This window comes from Enterococcus sp. DIV2371, assembly GCF_050498525.1.
Taxonomy (GTDB): Bacteria; Bacillota; Bacilli; order Lactobacillales; family Enterococcaceae; genus Enterococcus_B; species Enterococcus_B mangumiae.
This window is the reverse complement of the sequence record NZ_JBIPAJ010000001.1, coordinates 2,881,959-2,901,710: the sequence shown is the minus strand read 5'-3', so window position 1 is coordinate 2,901,710 and position 19,752 is coordinate 2,881,959. Positions and strand designations below refer to the sequence as shown.

Genomic DNA, 19,752 nt, shown 5'->3' with positions numbered 1-19,752 from the left:
AAGATGTTACGAGGAAAATTATTCACACTTGTTTTAAGCACGCTATTAACGGCGACGATTTCTTCTTCTTTTCTAACTGAGGATCAGAAACTTAAGGATCCCTCCTCTATGAGTGAAACTTTGGAAGAACATGAGCAGACTGTCACAAGTGAAGAGTTATTCGAAATAACCAAAGAACAAGAGACAAGTGATCACCCAGTAGAGACGGAATCAAGTGATTCTGAAGAGAAGGAAAGTAATCAAGAAGAAAATTTGCTTGAAAGAGATCCAGAATTTGTCCGTTCAAGCATAACCCCCTACTCAATAACCTTACCAAATGATCCGAAAATCATTCCGATCGATGAGGTATTCCAATCTCCAATCGGGGCAAGTACAAGCTTGTTAGAAGATGGTAAATTACTGCAATTGAATCCAGCAAGAACTTCACAAATCGGGGCAATTTGGTCTAAGGATAAAGTGAGCTTACTCTCAGATTTCACCTTTAAAAGTTACTTGTATTTGGGCAATAATCTTGAGAACGCTGGAGATGGGATGACCTTTACTTTGACTAATGATCCAAGAATGAATACGGCACCTCAGCAGGTGATTGGATCACCTGGAATGGGTATCGGAGCCTATGCAACAGCTGCCAATCGTCCATTTATTAGAAATGCGCTATCGATTGAATTTGATACGTACAAGAATACCGGAACTTCGAATCGAATGGATCGAGAAATCAGCGCAGATACAGGATTTGGTCACGTAGCATTTGTTACGCCAAAATCAAATAACAATCATTATACGGGGGAACACTCTGGAGTGACTGTCGCTCCTACATTTTTATCGAATGGGACTTGGCGCATGTTAACGGTCCAATGGAATGCGACAGAGAGAAGATTATCGTATGATCTAAGTGGCGTAGGAAGTAACTCTCATGTGGTTTCAAATCTAAATACACAATTTGGAGGAAATGAAGTTTATTGGGGATTCACTTCTTCTACAGGGACATTCGTACAAGAAAATGCGTTGGCAATGACGCAGTTACCGACGAGTGTCTCATCAGAAGCACATGTCAAAGTAAATGACGGTGAATATGGTTTGACAGGAGAAGCAGTAAAAAACGATCAAATTTTTATTAGGAAAACACTTAATGTAGAAGGTACTTTTATCGATCAAAGAAATCCTAAAGCGAGTATTGAGCTTCCAGCCGAACTAGGACCTAATCCTCGTTCGATCACCCTTGACGGAAAGCCAATAAGTGATTCAGAATTTACGGTTACAGGAAATCGGCTTACCGTGGATTTAGCAAAACATCTTATTTCAAAACAACCATTATTGCTAGAGGTAGAAACCGTATTGGATGATGCTACACCAGAAAAAGTAATAACGACCAATTTTGAATATTTAGAAGAATCGGTTCTTATTAAAAAATCAAATGAAGTAAGTATTACTATAGCGCAACCAAAAGAAAAGACGATCCAAGTCTACTACAAAGATATCGATACACAACAAGATGTTGCACCACCGAAAACGATTATAGGAGTAATTGGAGATTCGTATAAAGAAGAGCCTTTAGTCATCGGAGGATATGTTTTTGTATCTGATTCAGGAAATACCGAAGATGTATTTTCTGAAACTACTGATGATATCTATTTTTATTACCGAATCGGTCGCCTGTTTCTATCTGAAGCACCCACTCGTTTTGATTTTGGTAGCCATAAAATAGCGGCAACAACATTGACTATTTTTGGACAACCGACCGGACAGTTGAAAATCATGGATGAGCGGGATTCGAGTAGCTGGCGTTTACAATTAAAACAACATACACCGTTAACAAATAACGGGTTCGAGATACCAGGTGTTCTGTCTTTTATGACGGCAAATGGTTCCATGGAAATCGGTGAATCGAGCATAGTCATTAGCGATAGTACTCAAAAAGGCGAAACAAACTTGTCACATTTACTAGATCCGCAAACTAAAAATGGGATCAAAGCAACAGTCCCTGTCGAATTTCAAAGAGTCGGAACATTTGCAGGCACGTTATCTTGGACGCTTGAAGACGTACCATAACTAAATGAATGGAAGAATGGAGAAAATAACAAATGAAAAAAACATCGAAGTTTATTATAGCAACAATTGCATTGGGCACATTGGGCGTTTCCACAACTGCTTTTGCAGCAGATGGGGGCGTATACACTTCAAATGGGGTAGTTCAATTTGTACCAAATACTGATCCAACAACGCCAGTTGATCCAACGAATCCAGTAGATCCAGTAGCTCCAATTGACCCAACGGAGCCAGGAGGTGGTGATCCTGATCCAGGAACAAATGGGCCTTTGTCGATCGACTATGCCTCAGGTTTAGACTTTGGGATGCAAAAAATCACTTCTAAAGATGAAACATATTTTGCTGCATCACAAAAGTACAGAGAGCTGGATGAAAATGGCAACCCCTTGGCTGATATCAAAGAAGGCCCCAATTACGTACAGGTGACAGATAATCGTGGAACAGAAGCAGGTTGGACACTCAAAGTGAATCAAGAAGGTCAATTTACTTCATCTAGCGGAAAAGTCTTAACAGGTGCAACGATCCGTTTAAGAAACGGGAATGTGGTCACTGCTTCAACATCTGGTGCACCAGATGGAGCGGCGGATATCGTACTGGATGCAAATGGTGCACAATCAACCGTGATGACTGCTCGTGTTGGTAACGGAGCAGGCACATACCTATTTGCTTGGGGAAGTGTTCCAACAGCAGATACAAGTATTGAATTAAATGTTCCTGGAGCAACGACAAAGTATGCCGAAAAATATGCGACTAGATTAACTTGGACATTATCAGATACACCAGGGAATTAATCAATGGATCAAGGAATTTGAGATGAGATTGGGACCGCATCGTCCATTATAGAAAATAAGAAGAAATTCACAAAAATTGATTTTAAATTTTTGTGAATTTCGGTTTCTAGTCAAAATGCTTCTTACTATTTTAGACATGGTCATGATGTGTTCATGACTATCATTATTAGTAGCTTTTGGATGATGACGTATCCTGAATGCCTTACATACCGTATAGGAGGAAGTAAAGTGAAACAAAAAAGAAAGATAAAATGGGTCCTATTATTTGTTTTAATGGCTCTCTTTTCCAATATACCTGTGTCTGCGAGTGAGTTCAATTTTGCTATCACGACTACACCCCCAGACAGTCAAATAGATGGAACTAAAACCTATTTTGATATTAGACTTGATCCCGAACAAACAGAAGAGTTATCCGTTGAATTAAGAAATGATACAGATAAAGAAGTAAAAGTTGATGTTTCTTTAAATAGTGTGACCACCAATTCAAATGTAGTAGTTGAATATGGAGAAAACAATATTGAGAAAGACGATAGTTTAGATATTGATATTGCAGATTATGTTGAATACCCAGAGACAGTGACGTTAGCACCGCAAAGCAAAGAAACAATCGTCTTTCAAGTCAATATGCCAAAAACAATCTTTGATGGTGTCTTAGCAGGAGGTATCACCTTTAAAGAAATCACGGAAGAAGATCAAAGTGGAGATGATCAACAAGGTCTCTCCATAAAAAATGAATATTCGTATGTTGTCGCATTGCTGATGAGACAAACGGAAAATAAAGTAGCACCTAACTTGATACTTCATGAAGTAGAGCCAGGTCAGATCAATGCAAGAAACGTGATTTTGGCAACTCTTCAAAATGATCAAAAAACCTATATCAATCAAGTGAACCTCCAAACAAAAATCACAAAAAAAGGGAATGATACAGTATTATATGCAGAGGATAAGGAAAAATTACAGATTGCACCTAATACGCGATTTGATTTCCCCACTTCTTTAAATGGTGCTGCGCTCGAACCAGGTGAATATAAGATAAGAGCCACTGTTTTTGCGAATGAAGATGAATCAGGTGAATTTGTTAGAGAAACTGAGGGGGGACCAATCAAATACAGGAATTATTGGACTTTTGAAAAAGATTTTACAATTGATGGGCAAGTGGCAAGAGAACTAAATGCAAAAGATGTCACGATCCCAGAAGATCATACTTGGATGTATCTCTTAATAGGAGCATTGCTCTTATTATTAGTAGTGTTGTTGATTCTTTGGCTACTTTGGAGAAAAAAGAAAAATGAGGAAAAAGAAGATTAAATTTGTGATTCATCTACTTTTCGTGATAGGTGTAAGTTTGCTTTCATTTCCTGTAATAAAAAACACGCTAACCCTGATCAGGATTCAAACGACTAAAGTGGTAGTCTCGTCAGAATTACCACCTCAAAAACCTAATGAAATCATTCATTTACCTACATTAGAGAATTATTTGTATACTAGCTCAGAAAGTATAGGAGAAGCGATTGGAGAAATCGTTATTCCAAGTCAGAATATCAATACACCTATTTTTGCAGGATTGAATAATGATCAGATGCTATTTGGTGTAGGATCGATGTATCCGGAAAGAAATCCAGAAACTGAAAATATGTTGTTGTTCGGTCATCATTTGGGCATGGCAGAAATTTTACTAGGGAATGTCACGAACTTGGAAGTAGGTGATAAGATTTATGTAAAGTACTTGTCAAAGGGTCTGAACTATGAAGTTGTTGAAAATAAACTTGTTATGGAAACAGATTTTAGTGTATTGGAAAATACGGATCATGCACAACTAACAATTATTACTTGTAATCAGCCAACAATCACTGACAAGAGGATCGTTATTGTGGCTAAGTTGCTAGATGAGGTAGAAGAACATATTGAACACATACAACAGAGGAATGAAAACAATGATAGAAAAATAATGAGAAGGAGTATTGTGAAATATAGTGTAGTTCCTATTCTAATCATCCTTTTCATTTTAATGATAGGAAACTATACGATTTGGCGATATGTGTGAAACCTATGAAGAGATATAAAAATATTTTATTGTGGAGTACCTTGCTCTTATCGTTTTTTCGGCTGGAGACGAGCGTTTATGCGGAAGAAAACCAAAATCCAATCTATAATCCAGCGGATCCTAGCCAACAAATTGAGCCTTTAGACAATACAAATCAGGTGGTAGAAGCCATTTTAGAAGAAAGTGAAGAACCTCAGGAAAACGAGGAAGAAGAACATACTACAGAAACAACTGAGGAAGAAACAGAGAAGACAAAGCGTAATAAAAGACTAGATCTTTCAGAAGATTTGTTCAATGATTACTCAGTAGAAGCAATCATGAAAGATGATCCAAGCGGAGCAGGAGGTAAGCCAAGAACTAATTTTTATTTAGACCTTGTGAATGAATTAGTAGGAACAGTAATTTACGGAAGAAAGAGTTGATTTACTAATGGATTATGAATTTTTACTAAATAAAGAAGATAGAAGAAGCTACAACTTACTAAAGTATCTTGAAAGAAGTGTCACTTTGACTGAATCATTGTCAAAACTTCAGGAGGAACTAGAATTGTCTCCTTTTCTTGTGAAAAAGACCATTGACAATTTGAAAAGTGATATTAGCGACTGGGATTTGAGTGAAAGCTTTAAACTATCGACTGAAAATGTAGAAATTATTTTAGAAATCAATGGTGATTATACAAGTAATTACGTTCTATCCAAGTACATTAAACAATCATTATCCACTGCATTACTTATTTCTATTTTTAGTAGAGAATTTACCTCGTTAGAAGATTTTATGGAGGAGCACCACGTCAGTTATTCAGTGGCGTACAAAACGATAAAACGTCTACAAAAAGAATTAAACTACTACAATATCACACTTGAAAAAGGAAAGATGATTGGCAGTAGAACAAACATTTTATTTTTTATGTATCATTTATTTTTACTGATCAACCCGTCTTTTGAAGATGTATATGAACAAAAAATAATTTCGGAAGTTGAACAAATAATGGATTCATTACAACAGATGTTTGTATTTTCTAATTATGAAAAACAGAAATTGTTTCATTGTTTAGCGCTTGGAAAAATAGAGAATACTAGAGAAGAGATCAACATTAAAGATGAAATCGTTCATTTTTTTGATGAAGCAGAAACATTAAGATTAAAACAAACACTTTCTCTACGTTCTATCAACTATACGTACTATCTTTTAGCATGGTTATATAGCTACAATAAGCTAGATGATAGCTATATCAATAGGAATGAAGATAGTAAGATCCAATTATTAAATCAATTGTTTGTGAATAAAGTAGAAAAGAATTTTACTCGATTAGCGCCCGCTATAAAAAGTGAGCTATTGAAGGGATTAGAAAGAGTACATTTTACGAGTAAATATTATCCGATAGAAAAGTTCAATAGAATAGAAATAGATACTCAATTCTTTTATCAAACCTATCCAGAATTCTATCTTTTTTTACTAGAATATACGAAGAATATCATAGATGAATTTAGCGATTTCTCAAGAAATAAAAGTATTCTTTTTTTTAATTACTTGATGTTACTGATCCATACGGTCCCAGTAGATCATTTGAAAGTACCGGTCAAAATTGGTATCGATTTTTCTTATGGAGAACTTTACAATGAGTTTATCAAAAAGAATTTAGCGATGTATGTGAATTTAAATGTGGCAATCATTGATCCAAATCTTCATCATGAGGCAGATATCGTGATCACCAATATGAATGATGTCTATGATAGTGAATCAACGAATGTCATTGTATGGCTAGATCCTCCAAGAGTGGTCGATTGGGCGAATTTAACAAAAAAGATCCTTGAGCTACAAACGGGTGATGAAGCTGATTTGATTGATTCTGTCTAATTCTTCCCATCATTAGAATTAGTTAATTAGTGAGTAAAAAGAAAAAGAATGGAAATTAAATTAGGTAGAAGAGCTCTAGCCACAATCGGGGATGAATGCTGTTTGAGTTGTCCCTCTAATTTACCTCTATGCCATCCTCAACACATCAAACAGAAGACAAACAATGCTCTCTATTCAAAAGTTAGGTGAACTTTTTGGAGTGACTGGTGCAACATAGCGATGCCACTTTCTTTTATTCGATGATAAAAATGGACAGGAAGAGAATTCTCTTCCTGTCCATTTTTCCTGTAAAAGTCAAAGGATTATTCGTTTGTAGATTCAGTTGTACTTTGCTCTGTTTCTGATGCTTCAGTAGAATCAGTAGATTTTGTTTCAGAAGTCTTTGTTTCAGAGCTTTCTGTTGCTGAGTCTTCAGTTGAAGTTGTATTTGTTGTAGCTGTAGTAAATGGTGTCAAGATGTTTTGGAATGCGTCATCTTTGATTTTCACATTAGCTTCTTTTAGTTCTTCACCGATTACTTTTGTTGTAAATTCACTGTCATTTACTTTTGCTTGAGTCGCAATTTCTTCTAATTGATCTTTGAATTTATCCATGTCGTTACCTTTATCTTGGTTTTTGACCATTTTCACGACATAGTATTCTGTAGCATAAGTAGAAGTGTTTGTTGCAGTGATCACATCTGAGATCTCACCGTCTTTAAGTTTGAAAGCAGCTTCTTTGACTTCTGCTGGAACAGTTTGTGTTTCTGAATCAAACTTGATGTTCCCACCATCGTCTTTTGTTGTATCAGTTGATTTTTCTTTTGCTAGCTCTTCGAAATCTTTGCCGTCGTCAGCTGATTTCTTCACTTCTTTTGCTTCGTCTTCACTAGCAACTTTGATGATTTGTGCTTCTACTTCTGGATGGAATGTTTCCCAAGTTTTCTTCAAGTCTTCGTCTGTCAATTTTACGTGAGATTCAATCCCTGCTTTGAAGACAAGGTTGTTGCGAAGGAAGTCTTTGTAGCTTTCTTCAGTAAAACCAGCTGCTTCTAATTGTGACTCGAAGCTATCGCCGTAAGTTTCTTTCGTTTTATCGAATTCAGCATCTACTTCTTTATCAGATACTTTATCGCTGTATTTACTGTTAAATACATCATAGATGACCATTTGTTGAAGTAATTGTTGGTTTGCTGATTCAGATTTTGCTTTCTCATAAAAATCAGCGACGGTGATCGTACCGCCTTTCATGGTTACGATATCCTTATTTGTATCCCCGCCACCAGAACAAGCTGCTAGTGTTAGAATAGCTAACGCACTTGTCGCAGCTAAAATTATTTTTTTCTTTTTCATTTAAAATTTGCACTCCTGTAATTTATTATTGGTTTTCACAAATATAACTATACCATAACTACCGGTGAATAAAAACGTTCTGCCCGATAGTTTCAAACAAAATTCAAATTTTTGTCACATTCCAATCATCTTGATACATAAAAAAGACATATACATAACAAAAGTGCTTGGTTTTTGCTCATTATTGCACGTCTGTCAAGGATTCAGGGAAATGCGAAGACAGTTTTTCTGCTTGCTCTTGAATCTGCATAACTCGTGGCTCAGCTTGAAATTTAAAATTTTCAATGTCTTTTTCAATCGATTCTTGAAAAGTTGGAATAACGGTTTCAGCTGTTCTTTTTGTTTCGGATAACGCTTGTTTAAAATGATTCAAACTGTTATTTAATTCGTTGGTCAATTCCGTTGCTTCATCTAATTCTTCAATCAATTTTTCTCTTGTTTCATTTCCACTCCGCGGGGCAAATAATAATCCAGCTGCGGCACCGGTAACGGCACCGAAAGCTAGTCCTTTTAGAAAATTTTTAACCATGCTTCATCACCTGCTCTTTGATTTGCTCTTGGATGGCAGTCATCTCTTCTGCTGTATAATCTGCTTGATGGTTCCCAAAGTGGATGGAGAAATCATCTTGTTTGCTATAGCGCGGAATCAAATGGATATGGGAATGGAAAACGGTCTGATAAGCTAACTCTCTATTATTGTTGATAATATTCAACCCTTCCATTTCAGGAAATGCTTTTTCAATTGAACGAGCGATTTTGGGAATGCGAGCAAAAACATCACTCGCCAATTCTTCATTGTATTCAAAGATATCAGTGACGTGTTCTTTAGGAATAATCAACGTATGACCTTTAGTTGATTGAGAAATATCTAAGAACGCATAGATTTTTTCATCTTCATAGATCTTGTAGCTCGGGATTTCTTGTTTGATGATTTTACAAAATATACAATTGTCCATATTAAAAACACCTTTCTTCCGTTCAAATTTCGTTACCTCAACTTTAACATAAGTTCATGAGAATGTGCGTAAAAAATAATTGGACGTGATTTTCTTCGTGGTATAATGAGAACAGTATATTAACGGAGGAAGAAAGATGAGTTTAAATATTGAACATGTTACAGGTGGTTATGGACATTTACCTGTTTTGAAAGATATCAGTTTTACCGTTCAGCCAGGAGAGATGGTTGGATTGATCGGGTTGAATGGCGCCGGGAAAAGTACAACGATCAAACATATCATTGGTTTATTGCAACCGACGAAAGGGAAAATCGAAATCAATCAATTAACTCTAAAAAAGGATGTTGAAAGCTATCGTAAGCAAATTGGGTATATTCCAGAAACACCTTCATTATATGAAGAACTTACGTTAAAAGAACACATCGAAGTGACGGCTATGGCCTATGATATTCCAATGGATGTTGCGATGAAACGGGCAGAGAAGTTGTTACAGACATTTCGTTTGTCCAACCGTTTAGAGTGGTTTCCTGCCAATTTTTCAAAAGGGATGAAACAAAAAGTCATGATTCTGTGTGCTTTTTTGATTGAGCCATCATTGTATATCATTGACGAACCATTTCTCGGTCTGGATCCACTGGCAATCAATGCGTTGCTGGAATTGATGGTTGAAATGAAAAATGAAGGATCAGGTATTTTGATGTCTACGCATATTTTAGCAACTGCTGAAAAATATTGTGATCGTTTTGTCGTTCTCCATGAAGGAGAGATCCGAGCAGATGGCACGTTGGCAGAGTTACAGGTTGCTTTTCAGATGCCAGAAGCGTCACTAGATGAAATCTACATCGCGCTGACGAAGGAGCAAGGCTATGAGTGATTTTTTTCAAAAAAGACTAGCAAAACATCATAAAAAAATGATGAAATATTTACGCTATGTGTTCAACGATCATTTTGTATTGGTCTGTTTGTTTTTGATTGGGGGATTAGGGCTTTATTATTCTAACTGGTTAAAAACACTTCATGCACCTTTCTCAATTGGAGGGGTCATCGTTTCAGTGATCTGGTTGCTTTGCTTATTCGTTGGAAAAATTGCGACTTTTGCGGAGCCTGCGGATCTCGTTTTTCTTTTACCAAAGGAAAACGAGATGAGAGGATATTTGCAACGAGCATTTCGCTATTCTTGTATTTTTCCGCTGGTTTTTCTAGGGCTTGTAGGCGGATTTGCGATGCCGTTGGTCGTTGTTTCGACGCAACAACCTTTTTCAATGTTTTTTGTGTATCTACTTATATTATGGAGTTTGAAGTCTAGTCATTTACAAGTGAAACGTGCTGATTTTTATCGTTTGGAAGAAACACGAAAAAATCTGTTCAAACATGGTTGGTGGCTATCGTCTTTCGCTATCTTACTGCTCTCTTTTTATGGGAATATCTGGGCGGGATTAGTTCTTTCAAGCGTGCAAGCGGTCGTTTATTATATGTTCTTGTGGAAAAATATGTCCGCCCATTTGGATTGGGAAAAAATGATCCAGTTAGAAAAACAACGGTTGCACCAAATCTATCAATTCATCAACTTGTTTACAGATGTGCCGGAGATCACTGCGAAAGTCAAAAGACGTCGCTATCTTGATCCTGTGTTACAAGGAATCAAAAAAGAAACAAAAAACACATACCTTTATTTGTTTGCTAGACGTTTTGCCAGAGGGTCAGACTTTATCGGCTTATATATGCGTTTAACAGTGATCGGTTCGATCATTATCGCAGGAATCAACGATCTATACTTTACTTTAGGTATTGGTTCACTCTTTCTGTATTTGATCGGGTTTCAGTTATTACCTTTATACAGTCAATTTCGCTATATGATCTTGGTCCAATTGTATCCTATTCAGGAAAGTCAAAAACAAGGAGCAATCCAACGTCTCTTGACATGGCTTTTGACTTTTGTTGCTTTATTATTCGGTTTGATTGCTGCGGTTGTCCTTGAAGGAAACGAAAGATGGCTGCCAATCTTGGTCTATCTTGTTGTCACTGGACTCTTAATCAAATGGTACGTGCCAACTCGTTTAAAGAAACTTGCGGAGTAGTAGTTGAAAAATAAGCTGAAAAACTTCATTTTTTTATAATGACTGTATATGTCATGTAGGAAAGTCCGAAATCACTTTATGTTTTTTCGAACTTTCCTCTTTTTTGATCCTGTAAAAATCGTGTGTAATAAACCTAAAGTATGAGAATAAATCGCCCGACACTTTTTTATTTTGATAAAAGTTGGTTTTTTAGAGAGTAAAACATGGAAAAAGAACGTATATGTGCTTGACGTTCAAGACTTGGGCGACTAGAATAATAGGTACTGCAAACATATAGTAGAGGACGGGAGAATGCGCGATGGAGTTTCAGTTAGACCAAGAGTGGCGGTTACGCCCCATCAAAGGTGACACAGGAAAAACATACATAGGCATGCGTGATAAAGACAAAGTTTTTATCAAGAGAAACACAACGCCAATGCTCGCTGCACTCTCTCGTGAAGGCATTACGCCGAAATTAGTGTGGACAAAGCGAACAGGGGATGGCGATACGTTGACCGCACAAGAGTGGCTAGAAGGCCGCTTGTTGACGCCTAATGAGATCGGTCAAAGAAATGATGTCATAGATGTGCTGTATCATTTACATCATTCGACGTCTTTAAAAACGATGCTTTCTCGGATCGGTGGTAGGGTATTGACACCTCAGAAAATGCTTCAATATTATGAACAAGATTTACCCGATAGCTTAAAAAATAATCAATTTTTGCAACTTGTTTATCGCTATTTATGCCAACAAGTCCCTTCTGTGGACAAAGAGAAACTAGCAGTCGTCCATGGCGATGTCAATCATCGGAATTGGTTAGTCTGTAAAAATTATTTATATCTAGTTGATTGGGATTCGATCATGTTCGCTGATCCTGCTGTGGATATTGCGACTATTCTAGGAAATTACGTGCCTTTGTCTAGCTGGAACCAATGGTTGATCAGTTATGGTATCCGACCAACAGATGAGATTTTAGAAAAGTTACATTGGTATGCGGTGATGAATTTATTACAAGAAATCACCCGCTACTGTAAACGTGAAGATTATCGACGAATGAATGAAGAGATTTTACAACTTAAACGTATTTTTAGTGGTTAAGCTCGGATATTCAGTTGATTTTTTTGTTTTTAGGGGCAAGACTCCTAGCAATTTAGGCTAAAATAAGTAGAATCTAAGGAACAATCTTTGATAGGAATAGAGAGGAAGAAAAAGATGCGTGTTCGTAACCGACCAAATGCAGCAGAAATGCTAGCCGCTCATCCAGAGATCGTCATCAGTGAGCCAACGAAATGGCGTGGGAAATGGAAAGAATTGTTTGGCAATGATCAACCAATCCATATTGAGATCGGTATGGGAAAAGGCCAGTTTATTACTGGGATGGCAAAAGCTCATCCAGAAATCAATTATATCGGGATCGAAATGCAAGTGAGTGTCGTTTCCATTGCGTTAGACAAAGTATTGGAAGAACCACTACCTAATTTGAGATTATTGCATGTGGATGGTTCCGCTTTGACTGAGTACTTTTCAGAAAATGAAATCGATCAAATTTATTTGAACTTTTCGGATCCGTGGCCTAAAAAAAGACATGAGAAACGACGGTTGACGTACCGTACATTCTTAGCTGTCGATGAAGAAATCTTAAAACCAAATGGTGAGATCCACTTCAAGACAGATAATCAAGGATTGTTTGAGTATTCATTGGCTAGTTTTTCACAGTACGGCATGCGCCTGAAAAAAGTCTGGCTTGATTTACATCAAAGTGATTTTGAAGACAATATCATGACAGAATATGAAGAGAAGTTCTCTTCTCGTGGACAACGGATCTATCGTGTAGAAGCACAATTTGTAGATAAAAACAAATAGAAAAAGAAGAGAATGGGAACAACAAGTTCCTTTCTCTTCTTTTTTGTTCTCATTTTTACTCTTTTTGGTCACAGACGGAAATCAAGTCAAATTTTGAAAAAGAGAAGAGACCCATATCGGTGATCTTCAATTCAGGAATAACTGATAACGTTAGAAATGAAAGTGTCAAGAAAGGATCGAATGATTGGCTTGCTCCTAGCTTGTGCGCTTGCTCAGTCAAGTTCAGCAATTGTTGATTGACGGTTTCAAAAGGTTCTAGAGACATCAATCCGCCAATCGGTAACGGTAAACAAGCTAATTCGGTTTCCTGATCTACAACGATCATTCCGCCGCCACGTTCGATCAAACGTTCAGCAGCATAACGCATGTCTTCATCATTCGTTCCTACGACGACGATATTATGTGAATCGTGAGCCACCGTAGTCGCTAAGGCACCACTTTTTAATTGAAATCCTTTGACGATGCCAAGTCCGATATTTCCTGTGCGATGGTGACGCTCAATGACAGCGATTTTTAGTTGATCATCTGCAATGGAAGGAGTGAAAGCACCGTCCTCGACTTGGACTTGCTCCAACAAATCATTTGTCAACAAGCTATTTGGGATGATCTCAATGACATGAGCAGTTGATGAAGCTAAAGCCAATTTCAAAGAATTTGAATCGAATGGCGCAACTGCCATTTTTGGTAATGCGTCAATAGCAGGCTGATTGTTTGTTTCTGTAGAATCAGGCACCAACTGTCCATCTACCACAACCGTTTCTCCTTGATGGAAAACCGTATTGATCGGCAATTTGTTCAAGTCATCAGTTAAGAAAAAGTCTGCTTGATAGCCTGGCGCAACTGCTCCTAAATGTTGTAAACCAAAACATTCTGCCGCATTCAATGAAGCCATTTGGATTGCTTGTAGTGGGTCCATACCCGCCAAGATTGCTTCGCGGACGATATGATCGATCGAGCCTTCTGCTACTAGATCATTGATCAGTTTGTCATCAGTTACAAATAAACAGCGTCGTGAATTGTCCGGTGTGATCGCAGGTAACAGAGCATGTAGATCTTTTGCTACGGTTCCTTCTCGAACCATCAAATACATACCTAGTGCTAAACGTTCTTTTGCTTCTTCGGCGGTCGTTGCCTCGTGGTCTGTACGTATGCCAGCAGTCAAGTAGACGTTTAGATCGTCCCCGTGGATACCAGCAGCGTGGCCATCGATTTTTTTATTGTTTTGGTGCATTAGTTGCAATTTATCGATAATCGTTTGCTCATTTGAAGCGACTGCTTGATAGTTCATCACTTCGGCTAAGCCAAGGACTTCAGGATGCGTAAGAAATGGCGCAAGTGATTTTGCATCTAAGACTGCACCACTAGTTTCAAATGGTGTGACAGGCACACAAGAAGGCAACATGATAAATATATTCATCGGTGTCTCTTTCGCATCTGTCAACATAAATTCAAGACCTAAGCTTCCTGCCACATTTCCGATTTCATGAGGGTCAGTTACTACTGTCGTAACCCCATGTAACAGAGAGATTTTCGCAAACTCTTTTGGCGCTAACAAAGAGCTCTCGATATGCACATGACCATCGATCAAACCAGGAACTAAATACTGTCCTTTTGCATCATAAATGGTCGTACCCTCGTATTCCCCAATACCTACGATCTTTCCGTCACAGACAGCGACATCACCTTCCATGATCGTTTTGGTAAAGACATTGACGATTTTTGCATGTTTGATGACCAAGTCAGCGGGTTGTTTTTTTCCGGCAACTGCAATGTGTTTGTTTAAATGCGAATCCACTCTGAAACCTCCCAAAATAAATTTTTACTAGTATAACATAAATTCGGATTTAACCAACGATTTTCATTAAATTTTGTAAAAATAAACGATTTATTTGAAAAAGACGTATATTTTTTTGGAGGGAGAGAGATGAAGATAAAAGATTTAGCAAACGAGATCATCCATGGAGGGACTAAAAATAAAGTACAAGATATCTATATCTTACCATTTCCAGAAGATTTCAAGGTTTACTTTCGAATAGGTAAAAGCCGAACATTTCAGCGCGCACTTTCTCTTGAAGCTGGCCAGCAATTGATTGCTAGTTTCAAATATCTAGGACAAATGGATATTGGTGAAAAAAGAAAAGCGCAATTAGGCTCACTTACTTATTTATTGGGTCAGCAAAAAATCAGGTTAAGACTCTCATCAGTAGGGGATTATTTACAAAGAGAAAGTTTGGTCATCCGCTTACTTTACGCATTGAGTGAGAAACAATTTCGTTGCTTCATTGCCGAAGACTTGCAAATCATTGAACGCAGTACGATCGATCGGGGGTTGTTTTTGTTTAGTGGGCCGGTCGGTTCGGGGAAAACTTCGCTGATGTATCACCTTGCTCGTAGGAACGAGGAACAAGTGATCACGATCGAAGACCCAGTAGAAATTGAAGAGCCTTTGTTTTTGCAGTTACAAGTGAATGAGAAAATTGATCAGACTTATGATCAGTTGTTAAAACTTGCTCTACGCCATCGCCCTGATTTATTGATCGTTGGTGAAATCAGGGATAAAAAGACAGCAGATGCAGCGATCCGAGCAGCCTTGACAGGACATCGAGTGTTTGCCACCGTTCATGCCCGAGATCTGCATGGAACATTGGCACGAATGAAGGAATTAACGAAAAATGATGCTTTTGACGAATGTTTAGCCGGAGTCATCTATCAAGAGCTATTGCCTGATTTCAATGGTCACCCTACAGCATTGTGGTCCTATTATTTCTCTGGTAGTGAAATCAAAAAAGAATGGAGGTCTAGTTATGAAGAGGCGCAAAAGAGTGTCTGGCAATCCCATCCATTTTAAAAAAATGCCTCCTAAGCAACAAGCGCGTTTTATCCAAACCATTGGTGAACTATTGTCAAATGGTTTCAGCTTACAACAAGCACTGGATTTAGTGGATTTGCTTCAGCTAGTGCCACAAGTCTATATCCATTTCGCCAAAAAGAATCTGCAAGCTGGCGAATCCTTTCACTCTGTTTTACAGCAATTGGGGTTTAAACAAGAGCAACTCGTCCAGGTAGAATTGGCAGAAATCCATGGAAATTTGGTGGAGACTTTAAAAGGGATCGCCGAGCAATTTCGACTAGTTGAAACATTCCGTAAAGAACTAAAGAAGGTCATCAGCTATCCACTTCTATTACTTATTTTTTTACTAGGTATCTTTGTCAGTCTACGGGAGTTAGTCTTGCCTCAATTGCTTCAAACTGAGATGGTATCAACGACACATTGGGGAATTTACTTGCTTCAATCGAGTCATTGGCTGTTCTTGGGCGTTTTTGGTAGTTGCTTTTTATGTGGATCTGCGATTTTTTTCCGCTTGAAAAACTGGGAAGCCATCAAACGAAGTGAGTGGATCAGTAAACAATGGGCGATCGGAAGGCTCTATCGCTCTTATCAGTCGGCCTATCTGGCACTAGAAATAGGAAAACTTTTTTATGAAGGACTTGATTTGAAACAAATCATACGTTGCTTAAAGGAAACAAAAGAGGGAAGTTTAGTCCAGTCTTTAGCGTATCAGTTGATGCAAGGACTCGAAGTAGGTATTCCGTTGGCGCAACAATTTGAACAATACTCTTTTTTGACGACAGAATTCAGTCGTATCGTGCTACAAGGGGAAGCAAAAGGAAATTTAGGTAAGGAATTACTGTTTTACAGTGAAATCACACGTAAAGAATTTTTTCAAAAGATCCATCGTTGGTTACATTGGATCCAACCAGTTCTTTTCTTAGGGATCGCTGCATTGATTCTGTTGATTTATGCAGCCATTTTATTACCAGTATATGGAAATATCGAGGAGGTTCTACTATGAAAATCAAAAAAAGAGTGGCTCGCCTAAAAAGTTTTACTCTGATAGAGATGTTGATCGTCTTGTTAGTTATCAGTGCGCTGGTTTTATTGTTTATCCCAAATATTTCTCGTTATCGTGACCATGTCAACAAGGAAGGACGTGAAGCAGTCATGCAACTGATCGATGCGCAAAGTGAATTATACGCACTACAAAATGACGGAAAGGTTCCAAGTATTGATGAGCTTTTACGAGAGGGCTACATCAAACAGGAACATGCCGATGCATATCGCAAAAACTAAAAAGCACAGCGCTGAAGCGTATACTTTGGTAGAAACAATCACCGTTTTGGTCCTCTCCCTGTCTTTCTTTGTCTTTCCTGTCTTATCTTTCCGCTCTTTAGAACACGAGCAGTCGACCCAACGTTTTTTTGATCAGTTAGAAAAACGGATCGATCTGGCACAACAGAGCGCGATCATCCATCAACAAGCTACCCGTTTTTACTATGATCCGATCCGACACAGTCTTTTATTTGATGTCCCTGCTTACTCGTCCATGGAATGGCAAGTGGTACCGATACCTGAGACGTTGACTGTCGAGCGTCATGCCATGATCACTTACGCTGCAAATACTGGCAATGAAAGTTCATTGAAGGCATATGAATTTTATTGGGTAGAAAAGCAGCAAAGAATCATTTATCAATTCCAATTAGGGGGTGGTCGTTATATCAAAAAAGTCCAATCTAGCTAGCTTTGTATTGCTAGAATCATTAACAGCATTGATGATCACAGCAATGAGTATTTATATTATGAGTTCTGGGAATTTATTTTTGATCCAACAAGAAAAAACAAAGGATCGAGAAATACTTCTGTTACGGACGTTGTATGAAGATGTGAGAAACTATCGTCTGCATGGAGAGTTGCCAAAAAGACCAGTGGAATGGAACCAAGAGACTACAGTAATAAATAGGCAAGATCAGAGAATAAACAAGATCTCAATCAATAATGGAAACGAAGTGATCGAATTTGAACGGAAGAACTAGACTAGCTGCGTTTACGATGATTGAATGCTTGATCGCCTTACTTGTCTTAAATGCGATACTTTTATCATTTGGTTTATTTATCCGGCAAACTGAGAAGATGAATACATTCTTACAAAAAGACGAACAAACAGAATGGTTGATTTTCTTAACTCAATTCGAAAATGAGCTTGCTTCTAGTCAACGTGTTTCGCTCGTGGGGGATCGCTTGTATTATGAAAATGAGAGAACGTTCATCATTGAAGGCTATCAGCAAATGATCAGAAAACGTGGAACTGCTGGTGGACATCAACCGATGCTGACTGGTGTCGAACGAGTGCGTTTCAAAGAAGAGGATCAAATGATTTCTCTGCATGTCGAATTTATGAATGGAGAAACTAGGTATGGTATTTGGACAAAACCAAAAACATAAGCAATTGAGAGGAAATGTTCTATTTTCGACCTTGGCTCTATTTTTGTTGTGTGTATTCCTCATGCATGGATTCCTCGAAAGTTATCGTCTAAAGATAGACAGCTATGTACGTATCAAAAAATATTATCAAGCAAAAATCATCAAGCAAATGTTTCTGATGGAAGCCGATCAGTTGAAGGAGCAGAGCAAAGGGGAGTATGATTACAATGTAGGTACAGTCCAGTATAAAGTAACACAGGAACAAGTGGAATTAGTGGTAACTGTCTCACCTTTCCAATTTGAATTTAGAGAAAATAGGAGCGCTAGTACAGAAAATACTACAGATTAGGGGATTACAAAGCAGTAATCCCTCTTTTCTATAATACAGCTGTTTTTGCGGTGTTGAATGTTCGCAATTTCACAAAGAAAAAGGATGAAAACGATTGAAATTTTGGCAATTGTTCGTTAGAATTAAACAGGTAAAATAATTGTTATAATATATCTAGAAATGAGGCGCACGATGTTACCAGAAAAAATGGAACAAGGGTTTGAGCAAAACCTGGAAGCTATTCAGCTTTTACAAAATGCATTGGGAACTTCTTTTTTAGAAGCTTATGTTGAAAATGCCGAAAATTTACGAGACAACTATCAAGTACGTGTGGTAGATGGCGTACCAAATGAACAGACAGCTGAACAGATCTCAAAACTTTATCAAAAATTGAGTGAGTTGTCTTTTGAACCGGAAGAATGGCGTCGTTTATCTCAGCTTCTTTTGTTAAAGGGCAGTCAGACGGAACACTTGCAAGCCAACCATCAATTGACACCAGATAGTATTGGTTTCTTGTTTGTTTTCTTGATCGAGCAACTATTCTCGGATCATAAAGAAAAAATCGGTGTCTTAGATATTTCAGCAGGTATGGGCAATTTGTTATTAACAGTTCTTTTAAACCTAAAGATTGCCGGATACCAAACAGAAGGTTTTGGTGTGGATATCGATGATACGCTATTGTCTGTCGCCGCTTCTACAAGTGAGTTGACACAAGCGAATGTTCAGTATTTCCATCAAGATGGGTTACAAGATTTATTGATCGAGCCAGTCGATGTCGCTATCAGTGATCTGCCAGTCGGATTTTACCCGAATGATCAAAAAGCAAAAGACTTTTTGACCAGCGCAACAGAAGGCCATAGTTACGCGCATCATCTGTTACTGGAACAGGCAATGAAATACGTCAAGCCAGATGGATTCGGTTTATTCTTGATGCCAAGCAATTTCTTGGAAACAGAGCAAAGCGACCACATAAAAAAATGGTTTAAAGAAGAAGGCTATCTTCAAGGAATGATCCAATTACCTGATGAATTGTTCCGAAATAAGCAATCGCAAAAAAGTATTTTGATTTTACAGAAAAAAGGAGAACAGGCAAAGCAAGTCAAAGAGGTATTGCTTGTTAAACTTGATTCACTAAAAGAACCAGAGAAGGTGACGAAGTTTTTCAGAGAATTTGAAAACTGGAAATCGTCTTCGTTATAATCATTCACTAAAAAGGAG

At 37.8% G+C, this 19,752-nt stretch carries 21 protein-coding genes and 1 pseudogene; 18 read left to right on the top strand and 4 right to left on the bottom strand.

Features of this window, described 5'->3' with window-relative positions:
- Positions 1 to 3 precede the first annotated feature (3 nt).
- The 6 genes from IGL24_RS13665 (at position 4) to IGL24_RS13640 (ending at position 6,738) form a co-directional block, all read left to right on the top strand.
- The gene (locus tag IGL24_RS13665) at positions 4 to 2,049 is read left to right on the top strand and encodes a lectin-like domain-containing protein (RefSeq protein ID WP_207700127.1); all 2,046 of its coding nucleotides are present in this window, start codon (positions 4 to 6) and stop codon (positions 2,047 to 2,049) included.
- Positions 2,050 to 2,081: 32 nt separating this feature from the next.
- Positions 2,082 to 2,837: a WxL domain-containing protein gene (locus IGL24_RS13660; RefSeq protein ID WP_207700128.1), complete on the top strand. Its 756-nt coding sequence runs from the start codon at positions 2,082 to 2,084 to the stop codon at positions 2,835 to 2,837.
- Positions 2,838 to 3,020: 183 nt separating this feature from the next.
- Positions 3,021 to 4,145: a DUF916 and DUF3324 domain-containing protein gene (locus IGL24_RS13655; RefSeq protein ID WP_429968518.1), complete on the top strand. Its 1,125-nt coding sequence runs from the start codon at positions 3,021 to 3,023 to the stop codon at positions 4,143 to 4,145.
- Positions 4,126 to 4,881: a class A sortase gene (locus IGL24_RS13650; protein ID WP_207115841.1), complete on the top strand. Its 756-nt coding sequence runs from the start codon at positions 4,126 to 4,128 to the stop codon at positions 4,879 to 4,881. Before IGL24_RS13655 ends, IGL24_RS13650 begins: the two co-directional genes overlap by 20 nt.
- A gap of 5 nt (positions 4,882 to 4,886) precedes the next feature.
- The gene (locus tag IGL24_RS13645; RefSeq protein WP_207115840.1) at positions 4,887 to 5,303 is read left to right on the top strand and encodes a hypothetical protein; all 417 of its coding nucleotides are present in this window, start codon (positions 4,887 to 4,889) and stop codon (positions 5,301 to 5,303) included.
- A 7-nt stretch (positions 5,304 to 5,310) separates the two neighbouring features.
- The gene (locus IGL24_RS13640) at positions 5,311 to 6,738 is read left to right on the top strand and encodes a helix-turn-helix domain-containing protein (protein ID WP_207115839.1); all 1,428 of its coding nucleotides are present in this window, start codon (positions 5,311 to 5,313) and stop codon (positions 6,736 to 6,738) included.
- A gap of 302 nt (positions 6,739 to 7,040) precedes the next feature.
- Here the strand turns inward: IGL24_RS13640 and IGL24_RS13635 are convergent, their stop codons facing one another.
- The 3 genes and pseudogenes from IGL24_RS13635 to IGL24_RS13625 form a co-directional block, all read right to left on the bottom strand.
- Positions 7,041 to 8,069 (bottom strand): peptidylprolyl isomerase, encoded by a 1,029-nt coding sequence (locus IGL24_RS13635; protein ID WP_206859359.1) that lies wholly within the window; start codon positions 8,067 to 8,069, stop codon positions 7,041 to 7,043.
- Positions 8,070 to 8,250: 181 nt separating this feature from the next.
- The gene (locus IGL24_RS13630) at positions 8,251 to 8,598 is read right to left on the bottom strand and encodes a YtxH domain-containing protein (protein ID WP_206859361.1); all 348 of its coding nucleotides are present in this window, start codon (positions 8,596 to 8,598) and stop codon (positions 8,251 to 8,253) included.
- A pseudogene (locus tag IGL24_RS13625) lies at positions 8,591 to 9,034 on the bottom strand (HIT family protein); the annotation flags it as partial. The pseudogene IGL24_RS13625 and the gene IGL24_RS13630, both read right to left, overlap by 8 nt.
- Positions 9,035 to 9,161: 127 nt before the next feature.
- Here IGL24_RS13625 and IGL24_RS13620 point away from each other — a divergent pair.
- From IGL24_RS13620 to trmB, 4 genes are all read left to right on the top strand, one after another.
- Entirely contained in the window at positions 9,162 to 9,899 is a 738-nt protein-coding gene (locus tag IGL24_RS13620; RefSeq protein WP_207115838.1) for an ABC transporter ATP-binding protein, read from the top strand.
- Positions 9,892 to 11,103, top strand: coding sequence for an ABC transporter permease (locus IGL24_RS13615; protein WP_207115837.1), 1,212 nt, complete (start codon positions 9,892 to 9,894; stop codon positions 11,101 to 11,103). Before IGL24_RS13620 ends, IGL24_RS13615 begins: the two co-directional genes overlap by 8 nt.
- Positions 11,104 to 11,401: 298 nt before the next feature.
- On the top strand, positions 11,402 to 12,181 hold the full coding sequence (locus IGL24_RS13610) for a phosphotransferase family protein (RefSeq protein ID WP_066025820.1): 780 nt from the start codon (positions 11,402 to 11,404) through the stop codon (positions 12,179 to 12,181).
- Positions 12,182 to 12,295: 114 nt separating this feature from the next.
- Positions 12,296 to 12,946, top strand: a complete 651-nt coding sequence (gene trmB, locus IGL24_RS13605) for a tRNA (guanosine(46)-N7)-methyltransferase TrmB (protein ID WP_104776326.1) — start codon at positions 12,296 to 12,298, stop codon at positions 12,944 to 12,946.
- 55 nt (positions 12,947 to 13,001) lie between these two features.
- Here the strand turns inward: trmB and ade are convergent, their stop codons facing one another.
- Positions 13,002 to 14,636 carry an adenine deaminase gene (ade, locus tag IGL24_RS13600; RefSeq protein WP_429966360.1) on the bottom strand — a complete coding sequence of 545 codons (1,635 nt, stop codon included), beginning with the start codon at positions 14,634 to 14,636 and terminating at the stop codon, positions 13,002 to 13,004.
- A 234-nt stretch (positions 14,637 to 14,870) separates the two neighbouring features.
- Between ade and comGA the strand changes: the two genes are divergently transcribed.
- The 8 genes from comGA (at position 14,871) to IGL24_RS13560 (ending at position 19,734) form a co-directional block, all read left to right on the top strand.
- Positions 14,871 to 15,794 carry a competence type IV pilus ATPase ComGA gene (comGA, locus tag IGL24_RS13595; protein WP_207115835.1) on the top strand — a complete coding sequence of 308 codons (924 nt, stop codon included), beginning with the start codon at positions 14,871 to 14,873 and terminating at the stop codon, positions 15,792 to 15,794.
- Complete coding sequence (comGB, locus tag IGL24_RS13590) at positions 15,751 to 16,800, top strand: competence type IV pilus assembly protein ComGB (protein ID WP_207115834.1); 1,050 nt, start codon at positions 15,751 to 15,753, stop codon at positions 16,798 to 16,800. Before comGA ends, comGB begins: the two co-directional genes overlap by 44 nt.
- A complete protein-coding gene (gene comGC, locus IGL24_RS13585; protein ID WP_206859383.1) occupies positions 16,797 to 17,078 on the top strand; it encodes a competence type IV pilus major pilin ComGC in 282 nt (93 codons plus the stop codon). The genes comGB and comGC overlap by 4 nt, the downstream gene beginning before the upstream one ends.
- Positions 17,059 to 17,526 (top strand): competence type IV pilus minor pilin ComGD, encoded by a 468-nt coding sequence (gene comGD, locus IGL24_RS13580; RefSeq protein ID WP_207115833.1) that lies wholly within the window; start codon positions 17,059 to 17,061, stop codon positions 17,524 to 17,526. The genes comGC and comGD overlap by 20 nt, the downstream gene beginning before the upstream one ends.
- A gap of 7 nt (positions 17,527 to 17,533) precedes the next feature.
- Positions 17,534 to 17,818, top strand: a complete 285-nt coding sequence (locus IGL24_RS13575) for a hypothetical protein (RefSeq protein WP_242542628.1) — start codon at positions 17,534 to 17,536, stop codon at positions 17,816 to 17,818.
- Positions 17,802 to 18,227 carry a competence type IV pilus minor pilin ComGF gene (comGF, locus tag IGL24_RS13570; protein ID WP_277990901.1) on the top strand — a complete coding sequence of 142 codons (426 nt, stop codon included), beginning with the start codon at positions 17,802 to 17,804 and terminating at the stop codon, positions 18,225 to 18,227. Before IGL24_RS13575 ends, comGF begins: the two co-directional genes overlap by 17 nt.
- On the top strand, positions 18,199 to 18,555 hold the full coding sequence (gene comGG, locus IGL24_RS13565) for a competence type IV pilus minor pilin ComGG (RefSeq protein ID WP_206859388.1): 357 nt from the start codon (positions 18,199 to 18,201) through the stop codon (positions 18,553 to 18,555). The genes comGF and comGG overlap by 29 nt, the downstream gene beginning before the upstream one ends.
- A gap of 171 nt (positions 18,556 to 18,726) precedes the next feature.
- Positions 18,727 to 19,734, top strand: coding sequence for a class I SAM-dependent methyltransferase (locus IGL24_RS13560; RefSeq protein ID WP_206859390.1), 1,008 nt, complete (start codon positions 18,727 to 18,729; stop codon positions 19,732 to 19,734).
- Positions 19,735 to 19,752 lie beyond the last annotated feature (18 nt).